Origin of the sequence: Mesorhizobium sp. BR1-1-16, assembly GCF_020165495.1 — a bacterium.
Lineage (GTDB): Bacteria > Pseudomonadota > Alphaproteobacteria > Rhizobiales > Kaistiaceae > Kaistia.
This window is the reverse complement of the sequence record NZ_JAIUIE010000005.1, coordinates 23,940-48,619: the sequence shown is the minus strand read 5'-3', so window position 1 is coordinate 48,619 and position 24,680 is coordinate 23,940. Positions and strand designations below refer to the sequence as shown.

Sequence of the window (24,680 nt, the reverse complement as noted above, 5' to 3'; positions counted from 1 at the left end):
TTGCTGGAAGACCCTCCCGCAGTAGGCGGAGCGCGGCCGAACTGGTTGAAGGGGTCGATGTGCATCGCCATTTCAAGTCCATGCCGCGCTCGTCCAAGCCGAAAGTCCCCACCCGACTTGTCCAGCAATGGCCTTTGTCGACGGCGGCTACGTTGGGATCCGCTGTCCGGACGCGGGGTATCCTGCTCGAGGTGCGGGCTCAGCTGTCGTTTATCGAGCGGAGACTGGTCGACGTGGAAGCCGGCGCACTTGTGCTGCGCGTCCCGGAAGACGATCCCGATCCTCATGCGGCCACGGCCGCCATCATCATTCGAACACTGTCCGGCATCGAGGATCTGCCGATCATCCCGCGCGAGATCGAAGACATCCTTTCAATCAAGACGGCCGAGCGACACCGCTGGCTGAAGGACGGTCGGCTGCAGAGCGCCGGCACCCGGACGGTGAAGCTGCGCGGCCGCGCGCGAAAGATCACCTTCCATGTCTTCGAGCCGCGCCACATCGAAGACATCCTCGACCGCAACCTGCCGGACATCTGGCGCGAGGAGGACGCGCTGGCGGCGGCCGAGAACCGCCGGCGCGGCCGGCAGAAGGCCGCGCTGAAGAAGTCCGGCAAGCTGCCGGATAACGCGAAGGCTGAGGGCCGCGCTGGCCAGGAGAAGACGCCGCTGAAAGGCTGGGACGATTTCGATCTGGACGGCCTACTGCGCTGATGAGTTCGCCGCCGGCCTTGCGACCAAGCGGCACGGCAGCCGATCGCGCGGCACGGCGCGCGCCATCCGCAGCAACTTTCGGACCGCGTGCGTCTGGGGGGCGGAGTTCGACACTCTGTCGGCGACCGGATGGACGACGCGCCGCTCGTTCTCGCGCTCCGACTCGACGCGGCATCTTTCAAGCGTTTCAAGCCGGCCCATCCGGTAACTGACCGATCGGCCACGGTAACGGCCTGCGGGCTGGCCCGCCAAGTGATGGCGACTGGTGCCAGTTCGCTCGCCGTCAATGCGCGACCGTCCATGAGGGCCGTGAGCATGGCTGCCCGTGCGGGCTCGCGGACCGAAGCCGCGACCGGACGGTCCGGTTCGGGGCAACGGTCGGCGGCAAGCCGCGGTTCTCGGCCGGCGCTGCGCAAGTTTGTCTGTCCGGCCTGGTTTTGGGCCTCCTAACGTCACAGCGCGCCCGGAAGTCGCAGGCTCAGCGCCCAGCGAACCAGCTCTTTGCATCTGCGCCGGCCGGTAGTGTTGCCGGCGATTGAGTATCGGTGGCGGCCTGGAACACCGCTTCGGCAACATCCTGCGCGGTCGTTACCGGGCCGCTCGCGGCCTGCTGCATGCCAGCGATCGTCTGTTCGGCGAAATGCGCATAGGCATCGGGAAACCCGCCATTCTCCTCGATCCGCGCCCGCGCGGTGCTACCGAAATGCGTAGTGGGGGCCGCACCGGGCAGGATCGTCGATATCCGGATACCGAATTCCGCCAGTTCCAGCGCGGCCGCCTCGCTGAACGCGTTCACCGCCGCCTTGCTCGCCCGGTAAACGGAAAGAAGAGGCAGCGGCTTGATCGTCACGCTGGAACTGACGTTGATGATCACTCCCCGGCGACGCTCGCGCATGCCGGGCAGTACAGCCTGCATCATTGCGATCGTCGAGAAAGTGTTCGTCTCGAATATGTGGCGCACCATCTGCATTGAGGTGCCTTCGACGGTGTTCAGCCAGCCAATACCCGCATTGTTCACCAGGACGTCAATAGGCCCCGCTTCGGCGACCGCATCGCGAATACTGGTCGCATCGGTGACATCCAGCGGCAGGACGCGCAGTCGATCAGAAGCAGGCAGTGCGTTGGTGGCAGGATCGCGCATCGTGGCGATGACGTTCCACCCTTGCGCGAGGAAATAGGCTGCGGTCTCGCGGCCGAAGCCAGTCGATGCCCCGGTGATGAGAACGGTTTTCATAGCAAGTCTCCTTTGATTGTCTTAAGGAGATTAGGCCTAGGGTGCCAGACGTGCTATGTGCTTCTGTCCGCACATCGTTTGAGATCGTCCGACATTGATCGACCCCCTTGCCCAAATAGTCGGCCTGCTGCAGCCGCGCGCCTCTTTCTCGAAGTTCGTCACTGCCAGACGCCCGTGGGCCGTCTCTCCACCCCGCGAGGGCCCTTTTTATGCGGCCCTGCTTGAGGGTGAAGTAGAGCTGACGGTGGTCGGCTCCCCGCCGGTGACGATGTCTGCCGGGGACTTCGTGCTGATCCCGGCGACCTACGAATTCACAGTCGCCGGTCCAAACACGCCTTCCGATATTTTGGCACTGGTGCCAACCGAGGTCCGTCCGGGGGTATTTCATCTGGGCGAGCCGGGCGAACCCGATACGCGCATGCTGATCGGTTACTGTACGTTTGGTGCCAACGACGCGGCTCTGCTCGTTTCGCTGCTGCCAAGGCTGGTCGTTGTGCGCGGCGAGCAGCGTCTGACGACACTGGTGCAGCTCTTGAGCGATGAAGCCCGCGCCGCTCGTCCCGGTCGCGACATCGTCCTCATGCGACTTCTCGAGGTTCTGCTGATCGAGGCGTTTCGCACGATGACCGGAGGGATCGCAACGCCCGGGCTTCTACGTGGACTGGCGGACGAGCGCGTCGCGGCGGCGTTGCGCTGCATTCACGGCGAGCCCGCGAAAGCGTGGACGGTCGGCGACTTAGCTAAGGAGGCCGCGCTCTCGCGATCCACATTTTTCGATCGCTTCAAGCGCGAGGTCGGCGTTGCGCCGATGGAGTATCTGCTCAACTGGCGCATGGCACTCGCCAAAGACCATCTGCGCAACGACAAGCTTAACGTTGGACAGATCGCGGCGCGTGTAGGCTACAGCTCGCAGAGCACATTCAGCGTCGCGTTTGCCAGAAGCGTGGGAACGCCTCCGATGACCTACTCTCGGGCGCATGCATCCGCTGCCCAAAGGGAGGGTCAATAGGTTGACCTGTGCTTCGAAACCTCAAGAAGGACCGCCAACAGGACGATGGCGCGATCGCACGCCCCAGAAAGCAAGTCGGGCGTCTGGCGCTTCCTTGATGACATCGATTGGCATGTGAGCGCGAAGTTCACTGCGAAACCGAGAAGCGTTACGCGCTCCCCATACGCCGATGAAGCATGCTCCAGAGGCATCGTTCTTGAAGACCGCTGCACCGCCGAACGAGGAAGACAGGCCGCCTTCGCCAACGACGCCTCCTTTACCATAGACCGCAACAACCCGGTCCAAAGGGGCAACACTGACCACGGTATCGCCAGACGGAGCGAAGCCGGAGCGCCTAAAAAGGTAGACTGGGCACAAACCGGTACTCATCCGCCGATGCTATCTCCATCGCGATCAATCACGAGCGCCCAATCTGACTTTGTCAACGGCGGCCAGGCCCAGGTCTGATTGATCGAGCAAATTGCGCCGCGTTCGTTTGCCGCGTCGGGAGGAGGTTGCCTCATTCCAAGTGGCTGCCGGCAAAATCGCGCAATATCGCTGCCACGCGATCCGTGCAGGACAGTTGCGGCGCATGGTCGGTGTCGAGGGTGGCGATCCGCGCCCCCGGCACGAGGCGCTGCATGGTGCGCTGAACGGTTATGGGCACGGAGCGGTCCTGCAGCGCTTCGATATAGAGGCGCTGCACCGTTCCCGCGCCCTCGGCGGTCCAGTGCGGCGCGATCATCCAGCTGGTATTCAGCTGCGCATTGAGCCGGGAGGCCGCGGCGCGGGCGGCGGCAGGATCGGCGCATTGGAAGAAGATGTCCTCGGCGGCATCCGGGGGCACCCACGTCCCCAAGCCGTCGGCCGTGGGCGTCAGGAACGGCTCGATGCCCTGCGGAGGCGGCGCGCCGGCTATCGTGCACGCTTCGGGGAATGCCATGCCGCTCGGCAGCATCATTCCGGCGAGGTAGACCAGCCCGGCCGCGCTGCCGGGTTGCCGGGCTACCAGCCGTTCCGCGACCATGGTGGCGACGATGCCACCCCCAGAATGGCCGACGACGATAAGGGGGCCCTCCATCCCGGAGAGCGCCGCCAGCGCATGGTCCACCATGTCGCTTACCGTGACGCCGTCGCCATCGGCCCAGGGAGCCCTTCCGGGCAGGTCCGGCGCAATAACGGCATGGCCGGCCGCGCCGAGAAGCGGCGCCACGGCATCCCACACCCACCGGCCAGCCCAGGCGCCATGCAGCAGCAGAAAGGCGGGGCGGCTCATGCCTGTCGCCCTGCCGAGGCGAGGACGCGCGCCGCTTCGCGGACAGCGGCGAGGTTTTTGCGGCCCTGGCGCGAGCCGGCCAGCTTGGCGGCCACGTGGTCGCGCACGGTGATGGGCTCATAGGCGAGGCCGTCGCCAAGATCCAGCAGGCGATCGAGCGTGCTGACCACTGCATCGGCATTGCCGTCGTGGAAGAATGCGACGGAGCGGCGCCGCCTGATGGTGCCGTTCACCACAGGCGGCTTGACGCGGTGCAGCGTCGACATCCAGCGGTCATTGGTCATGCGGGCGGTCAGATCGCCGAGATTGACCAGCAGTGCGCCTTCGGCCGGCATGACGTCGTGCCACAGGCCATCCCGGTCCAGCACCTGCAGCCCCGCCACCTGATCGGCCCAGAGGACGGTGACGATGCCGAAATCGGTGTGTTCGCCCATGCCGGTCAGGTCGCCGTCCAGGCTGATGTCGGTGCCCGGCGGCAGGGCATAGTTGTTCATGCGCAGCACATCGATCGAATGGTCGGTGAGGGCGTCGAAGTAATGCGGCCCAGCCCCCAGCGCATCGGCGAAGATCCTGGTCAGGGTGCGCGCGACCCGTTGGGCCTCGCCGAAATAGCTGCTGACGCGGGCCTCGAAATCCGGCAGGCGCGGCCACAGGTTGATGCCATAGTCGCGCTCGTCGAGAGCGAGATGGGGAAAGGACCGGGCTTCCGCGCCGATGTTGAACGCTTCGAAGAAGTCGTTCATCCGGCTCGCCGATTCCACCCCGAGGCTCAGCGACAGGGACTCGCTCTTGGGTGGGCTGTAGCCGCGGTTCGAATCCGGCACCCGATATTGCTTCTTCTCGTCGAGCGTCAGGCCGAAGAAGTCGTCCAGCGCCGATGCGAGGCCGGCTTGCACCGCAGGTGCAACCCCGTGGCCGACGACCTGCATGAACCCGACTTCCCGACAGGCCACGTCAAGCGCTGCAGCGACGGCAGCCCGCTCATCTTCGGAGCGATGCTCGACATAAGCGCTGATGTCTATGGTGGGAACGTTGAACGACATGGGGTGACCCCTCCAGATATCCCGGAGGTGTCTGGCCCCAATGGCCGTCGTTGAACTCGGTAGAGCCAAACGTTACCAGATCGACTTTGCCCGTCAATCCAGGGTGATCCGCTTTTTGGCCGAGGCTAGAAGCGCGACACTCAGGGCATCATTCGGACGTGCTGATCGTAGAGGATCCAGACCGTGCCCGACACCATGATGAGCAGGATCAGCACTGTGAACAGGATCAGCATCAGGTCGTCGCGATGCGAGCGCTCGAGATCGATATGCAGGAAGAAGCGCAGGTGCACGACCGCCTGGATGAAGGCGAGCAGCCCCAGCACGGCGAGCGCGGCGCCTCCGCTCAGCAGGCCCAGCCCGACCACCGCGAAGGCGCCGGCCGTCAGCGCCAGCGCCAGGACGAGGCCGATCACATAGCTGAGCCGCTCGCGGCGCTCCTCCGCATAGGCGCCCGGTACGATGTCGGCGGGAACCCGGTTGCTCATGACGTGACCCCGAACAGGTAGACAAAGGTGAAGATGCCGATCCAGACCACGTCGAGCATGTGCCAGAACAGAGCGAGCCGCATCAGGCGCAGTTTTACCCGCTTGTCGAAGCCGAACATCGCGACCTGGATCGCCATGATCGCCATCCATACGAGCCCCGATGACACATGCAGCGCGTGCGTGCCGGTCAGGAGATAATAGGCCGAGAGGAAGCCGCTCACCTGCGGGGTCGCGCCATGCGCGGTGACCATCACATAATAGTCGTGCAGTTCCATGCCGACAAAGGCGAGGCCGAGTATCCCGGTGACGAGGAGCCAGGCCAGAACGCTGCGCCGGTTTTCACGATATTTCATCGCCAGCAAAGCGAAACCGAAGGCGAAGCTGGAGAGCAGCAGCAGCAGCGTTTCCAGGAAGGCGGCGGTCAGGTCGAAGACCTCCGCGGGACCGGGACCTGCGGCGATGCCCTGGACGCTCATCGCGGCATAGGTCGCGAACAGCACTGCGAACAGCACCAGATCGCTCATCAGGAAGATCCAGAAGCCGAACAGGACCTCTTCCGCGGCTTCATGGCTTTCGGGATCTGTTCCGGCGAGGTTGATGCCGGGATGGAGGCGGTCGGAAAGGCTCATCGCGACACCCCCACGGCAGCGCCGGAGGTCAGGATGCTGGCGCCGCCCTCCCAACCTTCCGGGATGGCCCGGCCCCGATTGGCAGCGGTCATCTCCTGGTCGCGTGTCACGCCAGGGGTGGCACGCACAGCGGCGAGGAATGCCTCGTTCGCCGCCTTCACCATGGCGGCCGGAACGGTCTCCTCGGTGTCGCTCGCGAAGGAGCGCGCGATGACCACGGCCCACATCAGCACGAAGGACACCACCACCAGCCACCAGATGTGCCAGACGAGCCCGAAGGCCCAGGCGCAGGCGAACAGGCCGATCAGCGGCGCCGTCGCGGTGTTGCGCGGCACTTCGATATCCTCATAGGCCTCTGGCGAGCGATAGGCGGTGCCGGCCTTCTTGGCCTCGTAGAACGGATCCCGCGAGGACACATCCGGCAGCACGGCGAAGTTCCAGGCCGGCGGCGGGGAGGGGATCGACCATTCGAGCGCTCGCCCGTCCCATGGGTCGCCGAGCGGCGCGGCGAGCTCCGCGCGCCGGCGAACCGACACCACGATCTGCGTCACCATGAGCCCGAAGCCGGTGAGGATCAGGACGGCGCCGGCCATGGCGAGTGCGAGCCAGGGCAGATAGGCCGGATCCGTCCACATATAGGTGCGTCGCGTGGCGCCCATCATTCCGAGCCAGTAGAGCGGGAAGAACGCCAGCAGGAAGCCCGGCGCGAAGCACCAGAACGAGGCTCGTCCCAGACCTTCATGCAGCCGGAAGCCGAACGCTTTCGGGAACCAGAACTGCACGGCTGCGAACATCCCGAACAACACGCCGGGAATGATCATGTTGTGGAAGTGGGCCACCAGGAACAGCGTGTTGTGAACCTGGAAGTCGATGCCCGGATTGGCCAGCAGCACGCCGGTCATGCCGCCGAGAATGAAGGTGAGCAGGAAGTTGATATGGAACAGCATCGACGTGGTGAAGCGGATGCGCCCGCCCACCATGGTCAGCAGCCAGTCATAGACTTTCACACCCGTTGGCACGCCGATCACCATCGTGGCGATACCGAAGACGGCATTCACATCGGCGCTCTGGCCCATGGTGAAGAAGTGATGCAGCCACACTGCAAACGAGAGTACGGCGATGCACATCGTGGCGTAGACCAGCGAGGTGTAGCCGTAGATGCGCTTGCTGGAGAAGGTGGAGACCACCTCGGACCAGACGCCGAAGGCCGGCAGGATGAGAATGTAGACCTCGGGATGGCCGAACAGCCAGAAGAGGTTCGCATAGTTCATCATGTTGCCGCCGGCGCCGTTGGTGAAGAAGTGAAAGCCGGCATAGCGGTCGAGGGCGAGCATGACCGTCGCGACGGTGAGCGGCGCCATCGCGAAGATCATGAGGATCGAGGTGCACAGCGTCGTCCAGCAGAACAGCGGCATGCGGAACAGCGTCATGCCGGGGCAGCGCTTCTTGTAGATCGTCACGGCGAAGTTGAGGCCCGTCAGCGTCGAGCCGATCGAGCCCAGCGACACCGCCCAGATCCAGTAGTCGACACCCTCGCCGGGACTGAAATGGATTCCGGTAAAGGGCGGATAGGCCGTCCAGCCGCCGGTGGAAAACTGGCCGATCACCAGCGAGACCATGATCAGGATCGCGCCGGCGATCGTCAGCATCAGCGAGATGGCGTTGAGCAGCGGGAAGGACACGTCGCGTGCGCCGATCTGCAGCGGCATCACGTAGTTCATCAGCCCGGTGATGAAAGGCATGGCCACGAAGAAGATCATGATCGTGCCATGGGTGCTGAAGAGCTGCCCGAAATGGTCCGCCGACAGGAAACCGCTGTTGTCGACGGCAGATAGCTGCTGGGCGCGCATCAGCGCGCCCTCGATGACCGCGCGGGCGAACATCACCAGCGCTGTGACGATGTACATGATGCCGACCTTCTTGTGGTCGACGCTGGTCAGCCAGTCCCGCCACAGCGGCACCCACCATCGCTTGACGGTCAACAGGATGACGCTGGCAAGCGCCCCCAGCACCGCGACCGTTCCCGCGCCCGAGGCGATGAACTCGCTGAGCGAGGGGTTCTCGATCGCCCCGGCGAAAACAAAGGAGTTCCAGGTGATCTGGCCGAATATCAGCTCCCAGTTCATCGGCCAGCCTCCTGCATGTGATCATGGTCGTGGTGGGGCGGCGTCGAGGCGGACATTCCCGCATGGGCGTGCCCTTGTGCCATGCCGGGTGAGAAGCTTGCGATCACCTGGTCGAACAGGCCTGGCGTGAAATTGCCATAGAGCACCGGTTCGCTGACCACCGAGGGCTTGAGCAGGGCCTGATATCCGGCGGCATCGAGCGCGGCCGTCTGAGCCTTCGTCGCCTCGACCCAGGCCTCGAACGCTTCCTGGCTCATCACACTGGTCTTGAAGGACTGGGTGGCAAAGCCGAGGCCGTTATACTGGGTGTTGCGGCCGACGAGGTCGCCGGTCTTGTCGGCAAGCACATTGAGCTGCGTCTGCATGCCCGCCATCGCATAGATCTGGCCGGCGAGACTGGGAATGATGAAGGACTGCATCACCGTGCCGCTGGTCAGTTTCAAGGTGACCGGACGGTTTTCAGGCAAAGCGAGCAGATCGAGCGTCGCCACGCCTTGCTCGGGGTAGAGGAACAGGAATTTCCAGTCCAGCGCCACGACCTCGACCACCAGCGGCTCGGGACCGAGCGGACGATAGGGGTCATGTTGCAGCGTATGTTTCCAAAGGGCCGTGCCAAGGGCGAATGCAAGCACGACCGGGACACCCCAGATGAGAATCTCCAGGACCCAGTTGAACTCCCAGTCCGGCCGATAGGCGCCCCTGCCGCCGCGACGGTAACGCAGCAGCACGATCGGCAACGCGACGAACATCGGCACGATGACGATCAGCATCAGCGTGCTGATCACGCCAAAATGCGCGATCTGTCCCGCGGCGATCGGCCCCGCAGGCTCCAGAAAGCTCCCGGCGCAAGCGACCCCTGGCCAAGCGAGCGCTGGAACGGCTGCAGCAAGCAGCCCGACAATTCCCCTGGACTTCACGCGGCCCCCCTCGCGAACACTGCGCGCCTGCCGTGTAGAGTCCCCCACCCACAGGCATTAACCCGAATCCCTGTGGTAGGAAAACACGAATGGCGGCAAATATCACCGGGTTGCGAGCAGGGATTGCAGAAATTCATGGCTCGGGGCGCGTCGTGCAGTCGGCGCCACATCGGGGTTAGCCCTCGCTTGTGGGTTGACGATTCAGAACCCGTCATGGGCCAGCGGATGGTCTGCCTGCTGATCCCGTTCCCGCGTCGAGGGGCGCCCCGAGGGGCGCCGCTATCATGACTTCGCATGGCCATGCCGGTGATGATGGAGCGCGGAGTCAGGCATGGCGCCCGCAGCCTCATTCCCGTCGCCGAACAGCGGTGTGTTCGCGGTCTTTGCTGCAGCGGTTATGGAGTTCCGGTCCGGACGGCGAAGCCTGCATCGGCCCGCTGGACGATTTCCTCGATGTTGAGAAGGAGCTCTTCCCGGGTCGCCAGGAAGGCGCGCTCGTCCTCGCAGCGCAGATAGGCGAAAACTTCGATATCCTTGGAGAAGGCGCCGTAGCCAACGAAGCGGACATAGGAGGAATCGGGCGTCACCAGCGGATTGGCATCGAGAAGATTGCGGATCTCTGTGAGTAGGAGGCGCATCTGATCGGGCGTGGTTCCATGGCGGATATGCAGCAGCGTCTGCAACAGGCGCGTTGGGCGCGCCGTGAAATTGTCGAGATGCATCTGCGAGAATTCGCTGTTGGGAACGGTAACGAGGCTCTGCTCCAAGGTGCGGATGCGCGTGGAGCGCAGTCCGATCTGCTCGACGGTGCCGACATCGTCGCCATAGCGGCAGAAATCGCCAACCCGTACCGGCCGGTCGGCAAAAAGCGTCAGTCCGCCGATGATGTTTTCCAGCGTCGGCCGCACTGCCAGTGCGATCGCGAGACCACCTGCGCCGAGGCCCGCCACGAGTGGCGCGACCGGAATGCCGATCCTGCTGGCGGCAAAAGCGGCCAGAAGGATCATGATGCCGAGGCTGATGAGGCGAAACAGCATTCTCGTCATCGCCGCGTCGAGATGAGACTGTCCGTCGGCCCCGTATTTGATCCCACCGATCGCATCGGCGAGCCTGTTGGACACCACGAACACCAGCCAGGCGAGGCCCACCGCCTGGACGGCGAGCACCATGAAGCTGATGATTTCCATCGGCAATTCGAGAAGCCCGATCACCTTCTCGGCGAGATTCTGAAAGAGGCCGGCCAAAGCGACGACAAGGATCAGCGCGACCGGCGTTCCGAAACGGAGCCACGGGCTGGCCGAGCGTCGTCTGGCATCCCAGTGCATGCCAGCCCGGATGATCAGGGGGACGAGCGGCAGGGCTATGGCCATCAGGACCGCCAGTGCGATCCATTGCCAGATAGCACGGCCGGCGGCGACCGAGAGCGCCCATGCCGGCAGCGTGTCGCGGAACCTCTCCGGCACCCAGTCCCCAGGGCTCGACAGAACGTCTTCATAGATGCCGGCGAGAGCGCCGGGCTGGTAGGGAATGTCCTTCACGAGGCTGTAATAGCTGCGAAGGTCCGCGACCGATTCCTTCGAGAACAGATATTCGCCGGCGCGCGGCCCGTCGGTAATCTTCACGATCTCAAGCCGGGTATTGGGGATCACCCAGCGCGTGAGTTCGTCGTCACTGCCGGTCTTGAGATCGGCGTCGCCGGGAATATCGGCCAAAGGCGGAAGCGCCACCCGATCGAGCACTTCGCTGAGGAGCGCCATGTCGATGAGGGTCGCGGCACCATAGCCAAGTGCGGGAACGTCGCTGAAGTCGATGGTGTCGCGTGCGCGGGCCAACGCGCGGTCGATCACGTCCCGGCTTTTGCCCGCCCGCCAGGCTTCGGCGCTGTTGCGGAAGTCGCGCAGAAATGTGGTCAAGGCATCGCGCGGGCTCGTCGTGTCGGCGGCTCGAAGCGGGAAAGATTCGTCGATCGCGCCAGTCGGCACGGCCTCGGCCCATGCGGCTGGCGTGCCGCTGAGGACCAGAACCCACAAAATCAGGACGCGGCAGAACAGTCGCACGCAGCTCAAGCCGGCCAATTCAGCTTCCTATCTGGTTCCAGGAGAGGACTTCGAAATCAAGTGCGTGTCGGCGGCCGCAATGCTTAAGGACGGTTACTGAAAACGAACCGGAAGCATCATGCGGACCTCCATCACCCGCGAACAGCATAGCTGCAACGACTTTGGACACCAGACAGATTTGATGCCGCGGAATGGACGTGCTCTTGGCCGGACAGGGGAGCGACGCTCGCAAAGACCGCTGCGGAAAACCTCGATGCTGCCGCCCGGCACGGTTCGCACACCGGCGAACTCCGGTCTATGGTCGGTGGCACCAGCGGATTCGCCCATGCCATCTCCATCTCTTTCCTCGCCCTCACTGCCTCGTCAGGGTCGCCTGCCGTGATCGGGCGTCTCGCCGACATCGCCTTCATCGTGCTGCCGATCTTCGCGCTGATCGGCGTCGGCTATCTCGCCGGCTGGACGAAGCATCTTGGCGAGCGCGCCGCCGATGGCCTCTCGGAATATGTCTTCGGGCTGGCCGTGCCGGTCCTGATCTTCAAGACGCTGTCGGAAGCAAAGCTTCCGGCGGACGGGCAGCCCTGGGGCTACTGGATCGCCTATTTCACCGGCGCCTTCATCGTGTTCGCAATCGGCTTCCTGCTCGCGGTCAGGGTCTTCCGTCGCAGCCATCTCGAAGCGGTGATGCAGGGTTTCACGGGCGCGCAGGCCAATACCGTCTTTGTCGGCGTGCCGATCATCCTGAAGGCGTTTGGCGAGGCGGGCGCCGTGCCGTTGTTCCTGCTGATCGCCATTCACCTGCCGATCATGACGACCGCGGCTACGATCCTCGCCGAAGGCGCCGAATCCGGCGTTTCCCGCGCGACGCTCATCCGTCTCGGCAAGGCCCTGGCGCGCAATCCGATCCTCATCGGCATCTATGCCGGCGCCATCGCCAAGCTTACGGGCTTCCAGGCGACAGGGGTATCCGGCCAGGTGGTCGGCATGGTCGCCGCGTCCTCCGTACCCTGCGCGCTGGTGTCGATGGGTCTCGCGCTGCGACGCTACGGTTTTGCCGGCGATCTCGCAGCTTCGCTCACGATCAGCACGCTGAAGCTGGTGGTTCATCCGCTGCTCGTGTTCGGGCTGACGCGGGTTCTGCCGATGCCGCCGGTCTGGGCCGGCGTGGCGGTTGTGTTCGCGGCGATGCCTTGCGGCGTCAACGCCTATCTTCTGGCGAGCCACTATAGAGCTGGCGTTGCCAGTGCCGCGAGCTCTGTCTCGCTCTCGACGCTGATCAGCCTCTTCACCATCACGATCTGGCTCTATGTACTCGGCGTTGGCTGAGCGGGCGGCAAGCCGACGCGGCGGCGGATATCATTCGTGCTCGCACCCCCTGCCATCAACTCCGAAAGGCCGGTATCGCCCTCCGATTTCGAGAGCTTGCGGCCGTGCGCGTCACGGACCAGAGGGTGGTGATGATAGCGCGGCGCGTCGAAGCCGAGCAGCGCCTGCAACAGGCGGTGGACGGTGGTGGCATGAAAGAGATCGGCGCCGCGCACCACATCGGTGACGCCCTGCAGCGCGTCGTCGACGACGACGGAGAGGTGATAGCTGGTCGGCGTGTCCTTGCGCGCCAGGATGACATCGCCCCAGCGGCCGGGTTCGGCCGTGAGAAGGCCGGCCTTGCCATCGGGCCCGGCGCCGGCCTCCTCGAAGCGGAGTTCGCCCATGCGGCGCACCGCTTCATCCATCCTCAAACGAAGCGCATAGGGCGTCCCTGAAGCGATGCGCCCCAGCGCCTCGGCGTGCGGCAGCGCACGATCATCGCCCGGATAGAGCGGCGCGCCATCGGGGTCGCGCGGCCAGTCCGGATCGTCCGTTCGGGCGCGGATCTCGGCGCGGGTCAGGAAGGCCGGATAGACGAGGCCCATCGCCTCAAGCCTTGCGAGCGCATCGCGATAATCCTCGAAATGCTCCGACTGCCGCCGCACGGGGCGTGCATAAGCGATGCCGAGCCGATCAAGATCGGCGAGGATCGCGGTCTCGAATTCCGGGCGGCAGCGCTCCTGGTCGATATCCTCGATCCGCACCAGCAGGCGGCCGCCACTCGCCTTGGCCAGATCGGCGTTCAGCAGCGCCGAATAAGCGTGGCCGAGATGCAGCGGACCGTTCGGGCTCGGGGCGAAGCGGAAGGTTTTCATGCGTGGGCCGTTGTCACCGTCGATGACCGGTTCTATCTCGGCGGGAGAGGAGCATCCCGAGCCATGGCCCAGAATATCTACGATCAACCCACCTTCTTCGAGGGCTACAGCAAGCTCCCCCGATCCGTCGAGGGGTTGGACGGCGCGACCGAGTGGCCGGCGATGCGGGCCCTGCTGCCGCCGCTTGCAGGTCTGGACATCGCCGATCTCGGCTGCGGCTATGGCTGGTTCTGCCGCTTTGCAGCCGGCGAGGGCGCGCGCTCGGTTCTCGGTATCGATCTCTCCGAACGCATGCTGGATCGGGCCCGCGCCGAAGGTGTCAGCGCGTCCATGCGCTATGAGCGCGGCGATCTCGACAGGCTCGAACTCCCCGCCGCGGCGTTCGACCTCGTCTATTCTTCGCTGGCGCTGCACTATGTCGAGGATGCAGGGCGCCTGCTGGCCGAGATTCATCGGAGCCTCAAGCCTGGCGGGCGGCTCGTCTTCTCGACGGAACACCCGATCTATATGGCGCCGTCACGGCCTGGCTTCACATCGGACGGCGAGGGACGGCGGATCTGGCCGCTCGATCGCTATCTCGTCGAAGGTCCGCGAACAACCGACTGGCTCGCGGATGGCGTCATCAAGCATCATCGCACGCTCGGCACGACGCTGAACCTCCTGATCGCCGCCGGATTCCGGCTCGATCACGTCGAGGAATTCTGTCCGACCGAGGCGCAGATCGCCGCGCGCCCCGAACTTGAAGAAGAGCGCGACAGGCCGATGTTCCTGCTGGTCGCCGCGACGCGCTGACGTTCGGGCCGCCCGCTCATGCCGCGATGGCGGAACCTGCGGCGGCATTGCTAGCATGGCGTACGATTCGCCACCTCACCCGGAACCTATGCCATGCTCGACGGTCCTCGCATCGAACCCCTCTCCGGGCGCCCCGCCACGAAGCTGGTCGTGCTGCTGCATGGCGTCGGCGCGGATGGACAGGATCTCATCGATATCGGCCGCCACTGGGCGCCGCTCTTCCCCGATACGGCCTTTGTCGCCCCGAATGCTCCGGATCCGTGTGACTGGGACCCGACCCGCTATCAGTGGTTTCGCCTGACAGTCCGTGATCCGCATGAATATTGGCAGGGGGCGGCAGCCGCGGCGCCGAAGCTCGATGCCTTCATCGATGCCGAACTGGCGCGACTTGGGCTCGCCGATTCGGATCTGGCGATCGTCGGCTTCAGCCAGGGCACCATGATGGCGTTGCAGGTCGCGCCGCGGCGACCGCACCCGCCGGCTGCGATCATCGGCTATTCCGGCCGCATCGCAGGGGTGGAGCGACTGGCCAGCGAGACGGTCAGCCGGGCACCGGTCCTTTTGGTGCATGGCGTTCTCGATGAGGTGATTCCCGTCGCGGCTGTGGTCGAGACGGCTGCGGCGCTGCGCGCTGCCGGTTTCACCGTCGAGACGATCGAGCGGCCGGGCCTCGGCCATGGCATCGACGCGGTCGGGCTCAAGGCTGGCGCGGCATTTCTGCGACAGGTTTTCGCCGACGTCACGGTCTGATTGCCGGGTGTTCTGGCGCGACGCTGCAATGGCTTCACAAGGGTGACACACAGCCTATAGACTAATCGGACTTATCTCGAGGTTCGGCGCTGCTCACCGGAGAAGCCAGTCTTGACGATAGCGTTGCCTGCTGGTGCAAATCCCGCCCTTGTGCTCAATGCCGATTATCGGCCGCTGAGCTATTACCCGCTCTCGCTCTGGTCCTGGCAGGACACGATCAAGGCGGTGTTTCTCGATCGGGTCACCATCGTCTCGGAATATGATGTCGATGTCCGCAGCCCGTCCTTCCATATGCGGCTGCCGAGCGTCGTCTGTCTGAAGAACTATGTGAAGCCGGCACGGAATCCGGCTTTCACGCGGTTCAACGTGTTCCTGCGCGATCGCTTCCAGTGCCAATATTGCGGCGCGCGCGAGGATCTGACCTTCGACCATGTCATCCCCCGTTCGCGCGGTGGACAAACGACATGGGAAAATGTCGTCGCGGCCTGTTCACCCTGCAATTTGCGGAAAGGCAGCCTGCATCCGGCCGACGCGCATATGTGGCCGCATCAAATGCCGTTCCAGCCATCGGTCTCTGACTTGCACAATAACGGCCGCGCATTCCCGCCGAACTATCTGCACGACAGCTGGCTCGACTATCTCTATTGGGATACCGAACTCGATCCGTAGTGATGCCTGCCTCTGGCGGGCCGAGCCCGCCTTGCCATGATCGCTGCCATCCCTATCGACGACCACGCCGATCCGCGCATCGCCGCCTATCGCGATATCCGCGAGCGCGATCTCGTCGGCCGGCAGGGCCAGTTCATCGCCGAGGGCGAGGTGGTGCTGTCGATGCTGGTTCGTTCAAAGCGACACCGTGCCGCCTCGCTGCTGATCGATGCCAAGCGGGTCGAGAGCCTCGGCCCGCTGCTGGCAAAGCTTGCGCCCGATGTGCCCATCTATGCCGCCACGCAGGCCGTGATCGACGCGATTGCCGGCTTTCCGCTTCATCGCGGAATCCTCGCCCATGGCATTGCGGCGCCGCCGCTTGCGCCGGAGCGGCTGCTCGGGGACGCGCCGGCTGATGCTGTCATCGTCGCGCTCTCGGCGATCGCCAATCACGACAATATGGGCGGCATTTTCCGCAATGCGGCGGCCTTCCGCGCGGCTGGCGTGGTGCTGGATGCGGATTGCTGCGATCCGCTCTATCGCAAGGCGATCCGCGTCTCGGTCGGCACCAGCCTGACGCTGCCTTTCGTGCGATTGCCGCGGGGCGCCGACATGGCCGCGATGCTGGCGGCTGCCGGTTTCCGCATGCTGGCGCTGTCGCCTTCAGGCGCAACGGATCTGCATGACGTCCCACGCGGCGGGCGCGTCGCGCTGATGCTGGGCGCCGAGGGACCCGGCCTTGCGGAGGCGCTGATGGAGCGCGCTGAGACCGTGCGCATCCGCATGGCCGAAGGCGTCGATTCGCTCAATGTCGCGACGACCAGCGGCATCGTGCTGCATCACCTGACCGCAGGCCGCGACTGACTCAGCGGCGGACGCTGCCGAGCGCGGCGGTGAGCGCGAGCAACGCGACGAGCGCCGAAACGACGGCATTCCAGCCGGCGAAGGAGAGGCCGAACAGGCGCCAGGCCGCATCGGTGCAACTCACCACCTTGGTATGGCCGATCTGGGCGAGGAGATCGCCGGCATTGCCTGTTGTCGCGACGCCCCCGCCGCAATCGGCCGGCCCGAGCCAGTAATGCCACTCAACGCCGGAATGATAGATGCCGAGGCCGAGACCGATCAGGAAGGCGAGGCCGGCGAGCAGCAGCAGTGTCCGCGCCAGCGCGATCTGCGTGTCGCGGATCATCAGCACGATCGCGATGGCAAAGAGCGGCAGGCCAACATAATAGGGAATACGCTGCTCGAGGCAGAGCTTGCAGGGCACATAGCCGCCGATGAGCTGGAAGGCCCAGGCGCCCGCGATGGCCGCGAGGCCGAGAAGGAAGCCCAGTCCTGCGTAGAAGAGGCGTTTGCCGTCGGCCATGCTTTGGTCCAGGTCGGTCGTTTCGGGTCTATGGGTCGCCGGTGCATACCAGGTGCCGGGCTGACCGAGGCTGTTGTCCCGGTCAGGCCGTCCGCTTCTAGCCGCCGGCCGCGATGCTGTCGACGTGCCGGCGGTCACATCAGCGTGGGCTGCTCAACTCAGCCGGCCGTCCGCCAGCGCAGCGAGAATCCATTCGCGGTATTTCGGCTCGCGCTCATTGCTCTGCGGTTCGACCTTCGATGCTTCCTGCATGAAATAGAGATAGTCGCGGCCCATTTCCTGTCCCTTCAGCGTATGCATGTCGAGGGCGGGATCGATGATCTCGGGCTTGAGCTCGCCGAGCGCCGTGCCCCGCATCGCCCAGTTGACCATGTCGTCGGAGGAGCGCTCCTTCGGGCTCGTCGCGATCAGGCGGATCGCATGCGCTGCGAAGAGGAAACGGTCGCCCACCGGGCGCGGATAGCGATGATGCATCTGATAGAGCGTCTCGACGATGACCGGGGCGTCGCGGTTGCCGAAGCCGACATCCTCGACCGAGATCACGCAGAGTCGCGACCAGAGCTTCTCCTCCATCTCCAGGCTGGTCAGGAACATCTCCCAGCCGAGCAGCAGGGCATTGTCGAGCAGGCCGCGACGCAGCGATTTCTGCAGGGCCGAGATCACCTCGTCGGCGGCAAAGCCGTGTTCGGTCGTCGTCCGCTGCCAGGGATCGGGCGGCAACTTCACTTTCGTCATCGAATGCTCCTTGTCTGCAAACCCGACTTTCCGCCCGGCCGCCGCCGCTGTCCAGCCTTGCCGTCGCCGCCTGCGGCGAGGCGTCGCGCGGAACGCTCAGCTGCCCGGAGCATTACATAAGCTTGGGCGCTGCAGGCGGACATGGACCGGCGGCGCCCGTTCGCCTATGACAGGCGCGCGCCTTCGCGCCCGCTCCCAAGGTCAATAGAAGGATGATCGCCGTGACCAAACTCTCCTCGCGCATCGACCTCGCTTCCAACACCAAAACGGCGATGATCGAGCTGCTCAACGCCCGTCTCGCAGATGCGATCGACCTTTCGCTCATCACCAAGCAGGCGCACTGGAACCTGAAGGGCATCCAGTTCATCGCCATCCACGAAATGCTCGATACGTTCCGCGCGGATCTCGATGTCCATACCGACACGATCGCCGAACGCGTCGCCCAGCTTGGCGGCATCGCGCTCGGAACCTCGCAGGTCGTTGCCGAGGACACGTCGCTGAAGCCCTATCCGACCGATATCAGCAAGATCCCGGATCATCTCGATGCGCTGATCGAGCGCTATGCCGCCACGGCCAACGCGGTGCGCAGCGCAATCGACACCTCGGACGAGGCCGGCGACGCCGATACCGCGGACATCTTCACCGCGGCGTCGCGCTCGCTCGACAAGGCATTGTGGTTCCTCGAATCGCACCGTGAATAACGGCGCCATCGCCGATATCAGCGCGTGGAGCGTCGACTGGGTCTGGGGCGTGCCCCTGACCGTGATTACGCTCGTCGCCCACGTTGTCTGGCTCGGCATCTTCGATCGCAACCTGGTGCGTGTCGCCCGGCTGCCCTGGTTCGCGGTTCGGGCGCGGCTCGGCTTCATTCTCGTGATGAGCGGCGCCGTGCTCTTGGCCGTGCTGCTGCATGCGGCCGAAGCGATGTTCTGGGCGATTGCCTATGTGGCGCTCGGCGCATTGCCGGACCCGCGCACGGCGATGCTGTTCTCCATGGAGGCGCAGACGAGCTTCGCTCATGACGCGTTCTTCCTGGCGCCGCATTGGCAGATGCTCGGCGCGCTCGAGGCGCTGGTCGGCGTCATGATGTTCGGGCTGACGGTCGCCTTCCTGTTCTCGATGATGCAGCGGGTCGGGCCGGCCAACGAGCGTTGACCGGCGCGGCCTTCGCGGGTGTTGCTGAAGTTTGCTAGCTTGGGCGCGCCCGGCGATGCCGTGATTCGCAAATTCCCTTCGAGAAGGAGACACAGAATGTCTGCATCCCGTTTCGTGCTGGCTGCGGTGTTGGCCACCGCGCCGCTCGTCCTCGCCGCCGCCACCCCGGCGTTCGCCCAGCAGGCGGCCGTCGGCAAGCTCGAATGCGACGTTTCAGCGGGCGTCGGTTTCTTCGTCGTCGAAAAGCAGACGATGAAGTGTGTTTTCACGCCGCAGGACGGATCGGCGAAGGACTACTACACCGGCAAGATCGCCGAATACGGTCTCGCGCTCGGTGAAGTGAAGCAGGGCGTCCTGATCTGGGGTGTGATCACCGCCACCAACACCGTTCCCGGCCCGGGCACGCTCGCGGGTGACTTTGCCGGCGCGGGCGCGGATGTCGCGATCGTCAAGGGTCTCGGCGCCAATGTGCTGGTGGGTGGCAATGACAAGTCGATTGCCCTGCAGCCCTTCACCGTTGAAGGCGAATCAGGCTTCAACCTCGCCGCGGGCGTGACCACCGTGACGCTGGTCTCGGCGCCTGCTCCGGCCCAATAAGCCAGCGAACGAGGCTGGCGGCTTACCGCTGGCCTCGTCTGGCCTTACTCGACCTTGTCGCGGCTTCCCGCCGCCGGTCCCAGGATGAGGGCATCCATGCGCGGAATGGCGTCGCGCCGCTGCGACACGCGCTGGCCTTCCTCATAGACCGAGCGCGACGCGTCGCGCCAGTCGAGCAGCAATCGGCGATTTTCCATGGTGTCCTCCACAAGGCGGTGGAGGCTGACCTTTTCGCGCCGCTCGTTGCGCGGGTCCTCGACCTTGTTGATCACCCAAACATGCTCCCCGTCACGGTCCGCTCGAACAACGAGCACGGGCGTGATCGAGAAGCCTGAGTGATCGAGCAGGAAGGCCGGAATGTTCAGCTGCCGGGTCGCTGCATCGGCGGCGTCGATCTCCTGGCGAAGGTCGGACAGCGAAGAGGCAGCGAGTCCTAGTTGCGGACAGCGCCAGATATTGTCTGCCTCGACATAAAGAATCTGGTAGCCGCTATGCTCGGTGGTGATCGACATACGCATCCGCGTGCTGTTGGTGCACGGTTCGACTTTAGCGCGCTCTGCCTGTTTCGATCCATCCTTTTTCGACACATGATTGCGGACACGTGAATCGGGCTGAAAGCGCATGAACGAAACCGACCTCGAAGCCGGCGAGGATGAGCCAAAAGGCAGTCTTTTCGCCATTGCTTTGCTCGCCCCGCTGGCGGGAGCCTTGGCTGGGGCGCTCGGGGCGCTGTTCCGGGCCGGGCTCGATCAGGCCGATACGTGGCGCGGCGTCGTTATTTCGGCGGCGCACGGCATACCGCTCGCCGGCTTCCTCGGCATCATTCTTCTCGCTGCGCTGGCGGCGGCGGTTGCAGCCTTTCTCGTCCAGCGCTTCGCCCGCGAGGCCTCCGGCAGCGGCATTCCGCATGTCGAACTCGTCCTGCAGGGCAAGGCGCAGCAGGGAACGTTCCGCCTCATCCCGGTGAAATTCATCGGTGGCTGGCTCGCCATCGGCTCCGGTCTGGCGCTCGGTCGCGAGGGACCGAGCGTGCAGATGGGCGCGACGCTGGCTCATCTGATCGGGAAATGGTTTCGCTGCGACTGGGACGACTGCCGCATGCTACTCGCGGCCGGTGCCGGCGCCGGCCTTGCCACCGCATTCAATGCGCCGATCGGCGGCGCCATCTTCGTGCTGGAGGAGCTGGTGCGCCGCTTCGAGACGCGGATCGCCATTGCGGCGCTTGGGGCATCGGCGACGGCCATCGCCGTTTCGCGTGCCATCCTCGGCGACCAGCACGATTTCACGATAGCCGCCCTGGCGCCGCCCTCGACCGCCAGTTTCCCGATCTATGTGATCTTCGGCGGCATCGCAGGCCTGGTCGCGATCGCCTATAACCGGAGCATCCTCGGCGCGCTCAACACCTTCGATCGTTTCAGCGGCGTTCCCGTCGTCGTCAAGGCGGCGCTGGTCGGCGTGCTGGTCGGCCTGATCGCCTGGTTCGCGCCCGAACTCGTCGGTGGCGGCGATCCGCTGACGCAGAACGCGCTGCTCGGCGAGGGAACCCTTGCCGGAACGGCGCTCATCTTCGCGATCCGCTTCGTCCTTGGCGCCGTTTCCTATGCGGCTGGAACGCCCGGCGGCCTGTTCGCGCCAATGCTGGTGCTCGGCGCCGATCTCGGCCTCGGCGTGGGGCTCGTCGCCTCCACGCTCTTGCCCGGCCTGGGGATCGATCCGCGCGGCTTTGCGCTTGTCGGCATGGCGGCCTTCTTCGCTGGCGTGGTGCGCGCCCCGCTCACCGGACTGGTTCTCGTGGCCGAGATGACGGCGAGCACGACGCTGCTGGTGCCGATGCTCGGCGCCACCTTCTGCGCCATGCTGGTGACGACCGTGCTTGGCAATCCGCCGATCTACGATTCCCTCCGCGCGCGCGCACAGAGGGCGCCGCCGGGAGTCCTCAAGACCTAGTGCGCCTCGTCCCAGTTGTCGGCTGCGCGGGCGTCGACCTTCAGCGGGACGGAGAGGGCAACGGCAGGCTCGGGCGCTCGCTCCATGATGGATGTGACGAGCGGCAGGGTCCGCTCGACCTCGTCATCCGGCACTTCGAAGATCAATTCGTCATGCACCTGCAGCAGCATGCGGGCATTGAGCCGCTCATCCGAAAGCGCCGGTGCGACACGGATCATGGCGCGGCGGATGATATCGGCGGCGCTGCCCTGCAGGCGGGCATTGATCGCGGCGCGCTCGTTGAAGGCGCGGACAGACGCGTTCTTCGACGCGATCTCGGGATAATGGCAGCGCCGTCCGAACAGCGTCGTGACGTAGCCCTTGTCGCGGCAGATGCGCTTCGTCTCTTCCATATAGGCGCGGATGCCGGGGAAGCGCTCGAAGTAGCGCTTGATATAGGCGCCGGCTTCCTCGCGGCCGATGCCGAGTTGATTGGCGAGGCCGAAGGCCGAGATGCCGTAGATGATGCCGAAATTGATCGCCTTGGCGCGCCGGCGCACTTCGGACGGCATGCCTTCCACCGGGACGCCGAACATTTCCGAGGCGGTGAGCGCGTGGATGTCGAGCCCGTCGCGAAAGGCCTGGCGGAGCGCCGGGATATCGGCGATCTCGGCCAGCAGGCGCAGTTCGATCTGCGAATAGTCGGCCGAGACGAGCTTGGTGCCCGGCGCGGCGATAAAGGCCTTGCGGATCTTGCGGCCGGCCTCGGTGCGGACCGGAATGTTCTGCAGGTTGGGCTCGGATGAGGAGAGGCGGCCGGTCGTCGTCGCCGCGAGCGCATAGGAGGTGTGGACGCGCTCGGTTTCCTTGTGCTGATAGGACGGCAGCGCGTCGGTATAGGTCGAGCGCAGCTTGGTGAGCTGGCGCCATTCGAGGATGCGCTGCGGCAGCTCGTAGCCCTGCTCGGCAAGCTCTTCGAGGATGCTGGCGCCGGTCGCCCATGCGCCTGTGGCGGTCTTCGACGCCCCCGGCAGACCCATCACGCCGAAGAGAATGTCGCCGAGCTGCTTGGGCGAGCCGATATTGAATGGCTGGCCGGCAAGCTGGTGAATTTCGGCTTCGAGCCCGGCGGCGGCCTGCGCGAAATCGCCCGAGAGGCGCGAGAGCATGTTGCGGTCGATGGAAATGCCGCGCCGCTCCATCGCGGAGAGAACCGGCACCATCGGCCGTTCCAGCGTCTCGTAGACATTCGCCATGCCCTCAGCGGCCAGGCGCGGCTTCAGGGCCAGCCACAGGCGCAGCGTGACGTCGGCGTCCTCGGCGGCATATTGGGTGGCGCGGTCGATCGCCACGCGGTCGAAGGTGATGCGCGCCTTGCCCTTGCCGGTGACATCATCGAACGTGATCGGCGTGTGACCGAGCCATTTTTCCGAAAGCGGATCCATGCCATGCGGTCCGCGCCCGGCGTCCAGCACATAGGAGATCAGCATTGTGTCGTCGAAAGGCGCCACTTCGATGCCGTAACGGGCCAGCACCAGCCAGTCATATTTGAGGTTCTGCGCCACTTTGAGGACCGATCGATCCTCCAGCATCGGCTTCAGGACCGCCAGCGCCTCGGGGATCGGAATCTGGCCATCGAGCAGGCCTTCATTGAAAAGGCCGTCACCATCGCCACGATGGGCGAGCGGGATATAGCAGGCCTTGCCCGGCGCCAGCGCCAGCGAAACGCCGACGAGATCGGCCTGCATCGGATCGAGCGAGGTCGTCTCGGTGTCGACAGCGACGAGGCCACGCTCCATCGCTTCCGCCGTCCAGGCCATCAGCCTGTCCACCGTCGTCACGGTCTCATAGGTCGATCGGTCGACGGGCGTTTCGCGAGCCTCCCGCGCACGGGCCTCGACCAGCGCGGCCGGTGAAAGTCCGCCGCTTGGCGCTGATGTCCGTGTTTCCGGCACCGCCATCACGGCGGCGGCTTCGGCCGGCGGCGGCGGGTTCTGCTGGTCGCCGAACAGCGACTGCGACAGCATGGCGGCGGCCGCGGGCGAGGAAAGCTCCGCGTCGGGCGCAACCGAGGCTTGCTCGACGCCGGTCGCGGCAGCGACACGGCCGGTCAGCGTGGTGAATTCCATCGCCTTCAGGAAGCGGATCAGCCGTTCGCCCTCGATCGCGCGCACGGCGAGCTCTTCGATCGGCGTTGCGAGCGGCACGTTCTGGTCGAGCGTCACGAGGCGCATCGAGATTCTCGCCTGCTCGGCGAAATTGATCAGTGCCTCGCGCCGCTTCGGCTGCTTGATTTCGGCGGCGTTCTCAAGCAGCGCCTCGAGGCTGCCATAGGTCTCGATGAGCTGCGCGGCGGTCTTGACGCCGATGCCGGGCACGCCCGGAACATTGTCGACGCTGTCGCCGGCCAGCGATTGCACGTCGACGACCTTTTCCGGCGGCACGCCGAATTTCTCGATCACCTCGTCGCGGCCGATCGTCTTGCCCTTCATCGTATCGAGCATCAGGACGCCGGGCCGGATGAGCTGCATCAGGTCCTTGTCGGATGCGACGATCGTGACGTCGGCGCCGGCGGCGACTGCCTGCCCGGTATAGGTCGCGATCAGGTCATCGGCCTCGAAGCCCTGCTGCTCGATGCAGGCGACGTTGAAGGCATGCACCGCCTTGCGGATCAGGCCGAATTGCGGGCGCAGGTCCTCCGGCGGTTCAGGGCGCTGTGCCTTGTAGAGATTGTAGATCTCGTTGCGAAAGGTAGTGGCCGAATGGTCGAGCACCACCGCGAGATGGGTCGGCCGGACACCGACCTCGTTGGCCTCCTTCAGCAGCTTCCACAGCATGTTGGAGAAGCCGGCAACGGCGCCGACCGGCAGGCCGTCCGATTTGCGCGTCAGGGGCGGCAGCGCATGGTAGGCGCGGAAGATATAAGACGAGCCATCGACCAGGAAGACATGGCTTCCCGGCCCGATCGGGCGGGAAGGGGCGGCGGCGGGTGCGGACGTGCTCGGTTCGGACATGCGGCGGACTATGCCTCCCGAACGCGGCTTTGGCTATATCGACGGCGGATTG

At 65.0% G+C, this 24,680-nt stretch carries 24 protein-coding genes and 1 pseudogene; 11 read left to right on the top strand and 14 right to left on the bottom strand.

What is annotated here, in order from left to right; all coding sequences use genetic code 11:
- Positions 1-80 precede the first annotated feature (80 nt).
- A complete protein-coding gene (locus tag LB518_RS12865; RefSeq protein WP_224578190.1) occupies positions 81-710 on the top strand; it encodes a hypothetical protein in 630 nt (209 codons plus the stop codon).
- A gap of 266 nt (positions 711-976) precedes the next feature.
- Here LB518_RS12865 and LB518_RS24895 read toward each other — a convergent pair.
- Both LB518_RS24895 and LB518_RS12860 read right to left on the bottom strand, forming a co-directional pair.
- Positions 977-1,063 (bottom strand): annotated as a pseudogene (locus LB518_RS24895) (ArsR family transcriptional regulator); the annotation flags it as partial.
- Between the two features lie 125 nt (positions 1,064-1,188).
- The gene (locus LB518_RS12860) at positions 1,189-1,944 is read right to left on the bottom strand and encodes an SDR family oxidoreductase (protein WP_224577915.1); all 756 of its coding nucleotides are present in this window, start codon (positions 1,942-1,944) and stop codon (positions 1,189-1,191) included.
- A gap of 94 nt (positions 1,945-2,038) precedes the next feature.
- On the opposite strand from LB518_RS12860, the gene LB518_RS12855 reads away from it, so the two are divergent.
- Positions 2,039-2,953 (top strand): AraC family transcriptional regulator, encoded by a 915-nt coding sequence (locus LB518_RS12855; RefSeq protein WP_224577914.1) that lies wholly within the window; start codon positions 2,039-2,041, stop codon positions 2,951-2,953.
- A 499-nt stretch (positions 2,954-3,452) separates the two neighbouring features.
- On the opposite strand, the gene LB518_RS12850 is transcribed toward LB518_RS12855, so the two are convergent.
- The 7 genes from LB518_RS12850 to LB518_RS12820 form a co-directional block, all read right to left on the bottom strand.
- Positions 3,453-4,208, bottom strand: a complete 756-nt coding sequence (locus LB518_RS12850) for an alpha/beta fold hydrolase (RefSeq protein ID WP_224577913.1) — start codon at positions 4,206-4,208, stop codon at positions 3,453-3,455.
- Positions 4,205-5,251 carry an isopenicillin N synthase family dioxygenase gene (locus LB518_RS12845; protein WP_224577912.1) on the bottom strand — a complete coding sequence of 349 codons (1,047 nt, stop codon included), beginning with the start codon at positions 5,249-5,251 and terminating at the stop codon, positions 4,205-4,207. The genes LB518_RS12850 and LB518_RS12845 overlap by 4 nt, the downstream gene beginning before the upstream one ends.
- A 140-nt stretch (positions 5,252-5,391) precedes the next feature.
- Positions 5,392-5,736, bottom strand: coding sequence for a cytochrome o ubiquinol oxidase subunit IV (gene cyoD, locus LB518_RS12840; protein WP_224577911.1), 345 nt, complete (start codon positions 5,734-5,736; stop codon positions 5,392-5,394).
- On the bottom strand, positions 5,733-6,365 hold the full coding sequence (locus LB518_RS12835) for a cytochrome c oxidase subunit 3 (RefSeq protein WP_224577910.1): 633 nt from the start codon (positions 6,363-6,365) through the stop codon (positions 5,733-5,735). Before LB518_RS12835 ends, cyoD begins: the two co-directional genes overlap by 4 nt.
- Positions 6,362-8,491: a cbb3-type cytochrome c oxidase subunit I gene (locus LB518_RS12830; RefSeq protein WP_224577909.1), complete on the bottom strand. Its 2,130-nt coding sequence runs from the start codon at positions 8,489-8,491 to the stop codon at positions 6,362-6,364. The genes LB518_RS12835 and LB518_RS12830 overlap by 4 nt, the downstream gene beginning before the upstream one ends.
- Positions 8,488-9,408 (bottom strand): COX aromatic rich motif-containing protein, encoded by a 921-nt coding sequence (locus LB518_RS12825; protein WP_224577908.1) that lies wholly within the window; start codon positions 9,406-9,408, stop codon positions 8,488-8,490. Before LB518_RS12825 ends, LB518_RS12830 begins: the two co-directional genes overlap by 4 nt.
- 395 nt (positions 9,409-9,803) lie before the next feature.
- The gene (locus LB518_RS12820) at positions 9,804-11,483 is read right to left on the bottom strand and encodes a mechanosensitive ion channel family protein (RefSeq protein WP_224577907.1); all 1,680 of its coding nucleotides are present in this window, start codon (positions 11,481-11,483) and stop codon (positions 9,804-9,806) included.
- Positions 11,484-11,843: 360 nt separating this feature from the next.
- On the opposite strand from LB518_RS12820, the gene LB518_RS12815 reads away from it, so the two are divergent.
- Positions 11,844-12,788: an AEC family transporter gene (locus tag LB518_RS12815; protein WP_224577906.1), complete on the top strand. Its 945-nt coding sequence runs from the start codon at positions 11,844-11,846 to the stop codon at positions 12,786-12,788.
- Here the strand turns inward: LB518_RS12815 and gluQRS are convergent.
- Positions 12,767-13,645 (bottom strand): tRNA glutamyl-Q(34) synthetase GluQRS, encoded by an 879-nt coding sequence (gene gluQRS, locus LB518_RS12810; RefSeq protein WP_224577905.1) that lies wholly within the window; start codon positions 13,643-13,645, stop codon positions 12,767-12,769. The two genes, LB518_RS12815 and gluQRS, sit on opposite strands and share 22 nt — an antisense overlap.
- A 63-nt stretch (positions 13,646-13,708) precedes the next feature.
- Between gluQRS and LB518_RS12805 the strand changes: the two genes are divergently transcribed.
- The 4 genes from LB518_RS12805 (at position 13,709) to LB518_RS12790 (ending at position 16,699) form a co-directional block, all read left to right on the top strand.
- Entirely contained in the window at positions 13,709-14,437 is a 729-nt protein-coding gene (locus LB518_RS12805) for a class I SAM-dependent methyltransferase (RefSeq protein ID WP_224577904.1), read from the top strand.
- A gap of 93 nt (positions 14,438-14,530) precedes the next feature.
- A complete protein-coding gene (locus LB518_RS12800) occupies positions 14,531-15,187 on the top strand; it encodes an alpha/beta hydrolase (RefSeq protein ID WP_224577903.1) in 657 nt (218 codons plus the stop codon).
- A gap of 111 nt (positions 15,188-15,298) precedes the next feature.
- Entirely contained in the window at positions 15,299-15,856 is a 558-nt protein-coding gene (locus LB518_RS12795; RefSeq protein ID WP_224577902.1) for an HNH endonuclease, read from the top strand.
- Positions 15,857-15,892: 36 nt separating this feature from the next.
- Positions 15,893-16,699, top strand: coding sequence for a TrmH family RNA methyltransferase (locus LB518_RS12790; RefSeq protein ID WP_224577901.1), 807 nt, complete (start codon positions 15,893-15,895; stop codon positions 16,697-16,699).
- A 1-nt stretch (position 16,700) separates the two neighbouring features.
- Here the strand turns inward: LB518_RS12790 and LB518_RS12785 are convergent, their stop codons facing one another.
- Both LB518_RS12785 and LB518_RS12780 read right to left on the bottom strand, forming a co-directional pair.
- Positions 16,701-17,201, bottom strand: coding sequence for a disulfide bond formation protein B (locus LB518_RS12785; RefSeq protein WP_224577900.1), 501 nt, complete (start codon positions 17,199-17,201; stop codon positions 16,701-16,703).
- Positions 17,202-17,354: 153 nt separating this feature from the next.
- Positions 17,355-17,936 carry an AAA family ATPase gene (locus LB518_RS12780; RefSeq protein WP_224577899.1) on the bottom strand — a complete coding sequence of 194 codons (582 nt, stop codon included), beginning with the start codon at positions 17,934-17,936 and terminating at the stop codon, positions 17,355-17,357.
- Positions 17,937-18,148: 212 nt separating this feature from the next.
- Between LB518_RS12780 and dps the strand changes: the two genes are divergently transcribed.
- The 3 genes from dps to LB518_RS12765 all read left to right on the top strand — a co-directional run bounded on the left by dps (position 18,149) and on the right by LB518_RS12765 (position 19,688).
- A complete protein-coding gene (dps, locus tag LB518_RS12775; RefSeq protein WP_224577898.1) occupies positions 18,149-18,637 on the top strand; it encodes a DNA starvation/stationary phase protection protein Dps in 489 nt (162 codons plus the stop codon).
- Positions 18,630-19,091, top strand: coding sequence for a hypothetical protein (locus tag LB518_RS12770; RefSeq protein WP_224577897.1), 462 nt, complete (start codon positions 18,630-18,632; stop codon positions 19,089-19,091). Before dps ends, LB518_RS12770 begins: the two co-directional genes overlap by 8 nt.
- 96 nt (positions 19,092-19,187) lie before the next feature.
- Positions 19,188-19,688, top strand: a complete 501-nt coding sequence (locus tag LB518_RS12765; RefSeq protein WP_224577896.1) for a DUF992 domain-containing protein — start codon at positions 19,188-19,190, stop codon at positions 19,686-19,688.
- Between the two features lie 44 nt (positions 19,689-19,732).
- Here LB518_RS12765 and LB518_RS12760 read toward each other — a convergent pair whose 3' ends face one another.
- A complete protein-coding gene (locus tag LB518_RS12760) occupies positions 19,733-20,200 on the bottom strand; it encodes a hypothetical protein (protein ID WP_224577895.1) in 468 nt (155 codons plus the stop codon).
- Positions 20,201-20,309: 109 nt separating this feature from the next.
- On the opposite strand from LB518_RS12760, the gene clcA reads away from it, so the two are divergent.
- Positions 20,310-21,635: a H(+)/Cl(-) exchange transporter ClcA gene (gene clcA / locus LB518_RS12755; RefSeq protein WP_224577894.1), complete on the top strand. Its 1,326-nt coding sequence runs from the start codon at positions 20,310-20,312 to the stop codon at positions 21,633-21,635.
- Here clcA and polA read toward each other — a convergent pair.
- Positions 21,632-24,628, bottom strand: a complete 2,997-nt coding sequence (polA, locus tag LB518_RS12750; protein WP_224577893.1) for a DNA polymerase I — start codon at positions 24,626-24,628, stop codon at positions 21,632-21,634. The two genes, clcA and polA, sit on opposite strands and share 4 nt — an antisense overlap.
- Positions 24,629-24,680 lie beyond the last annotated feature (52 nt).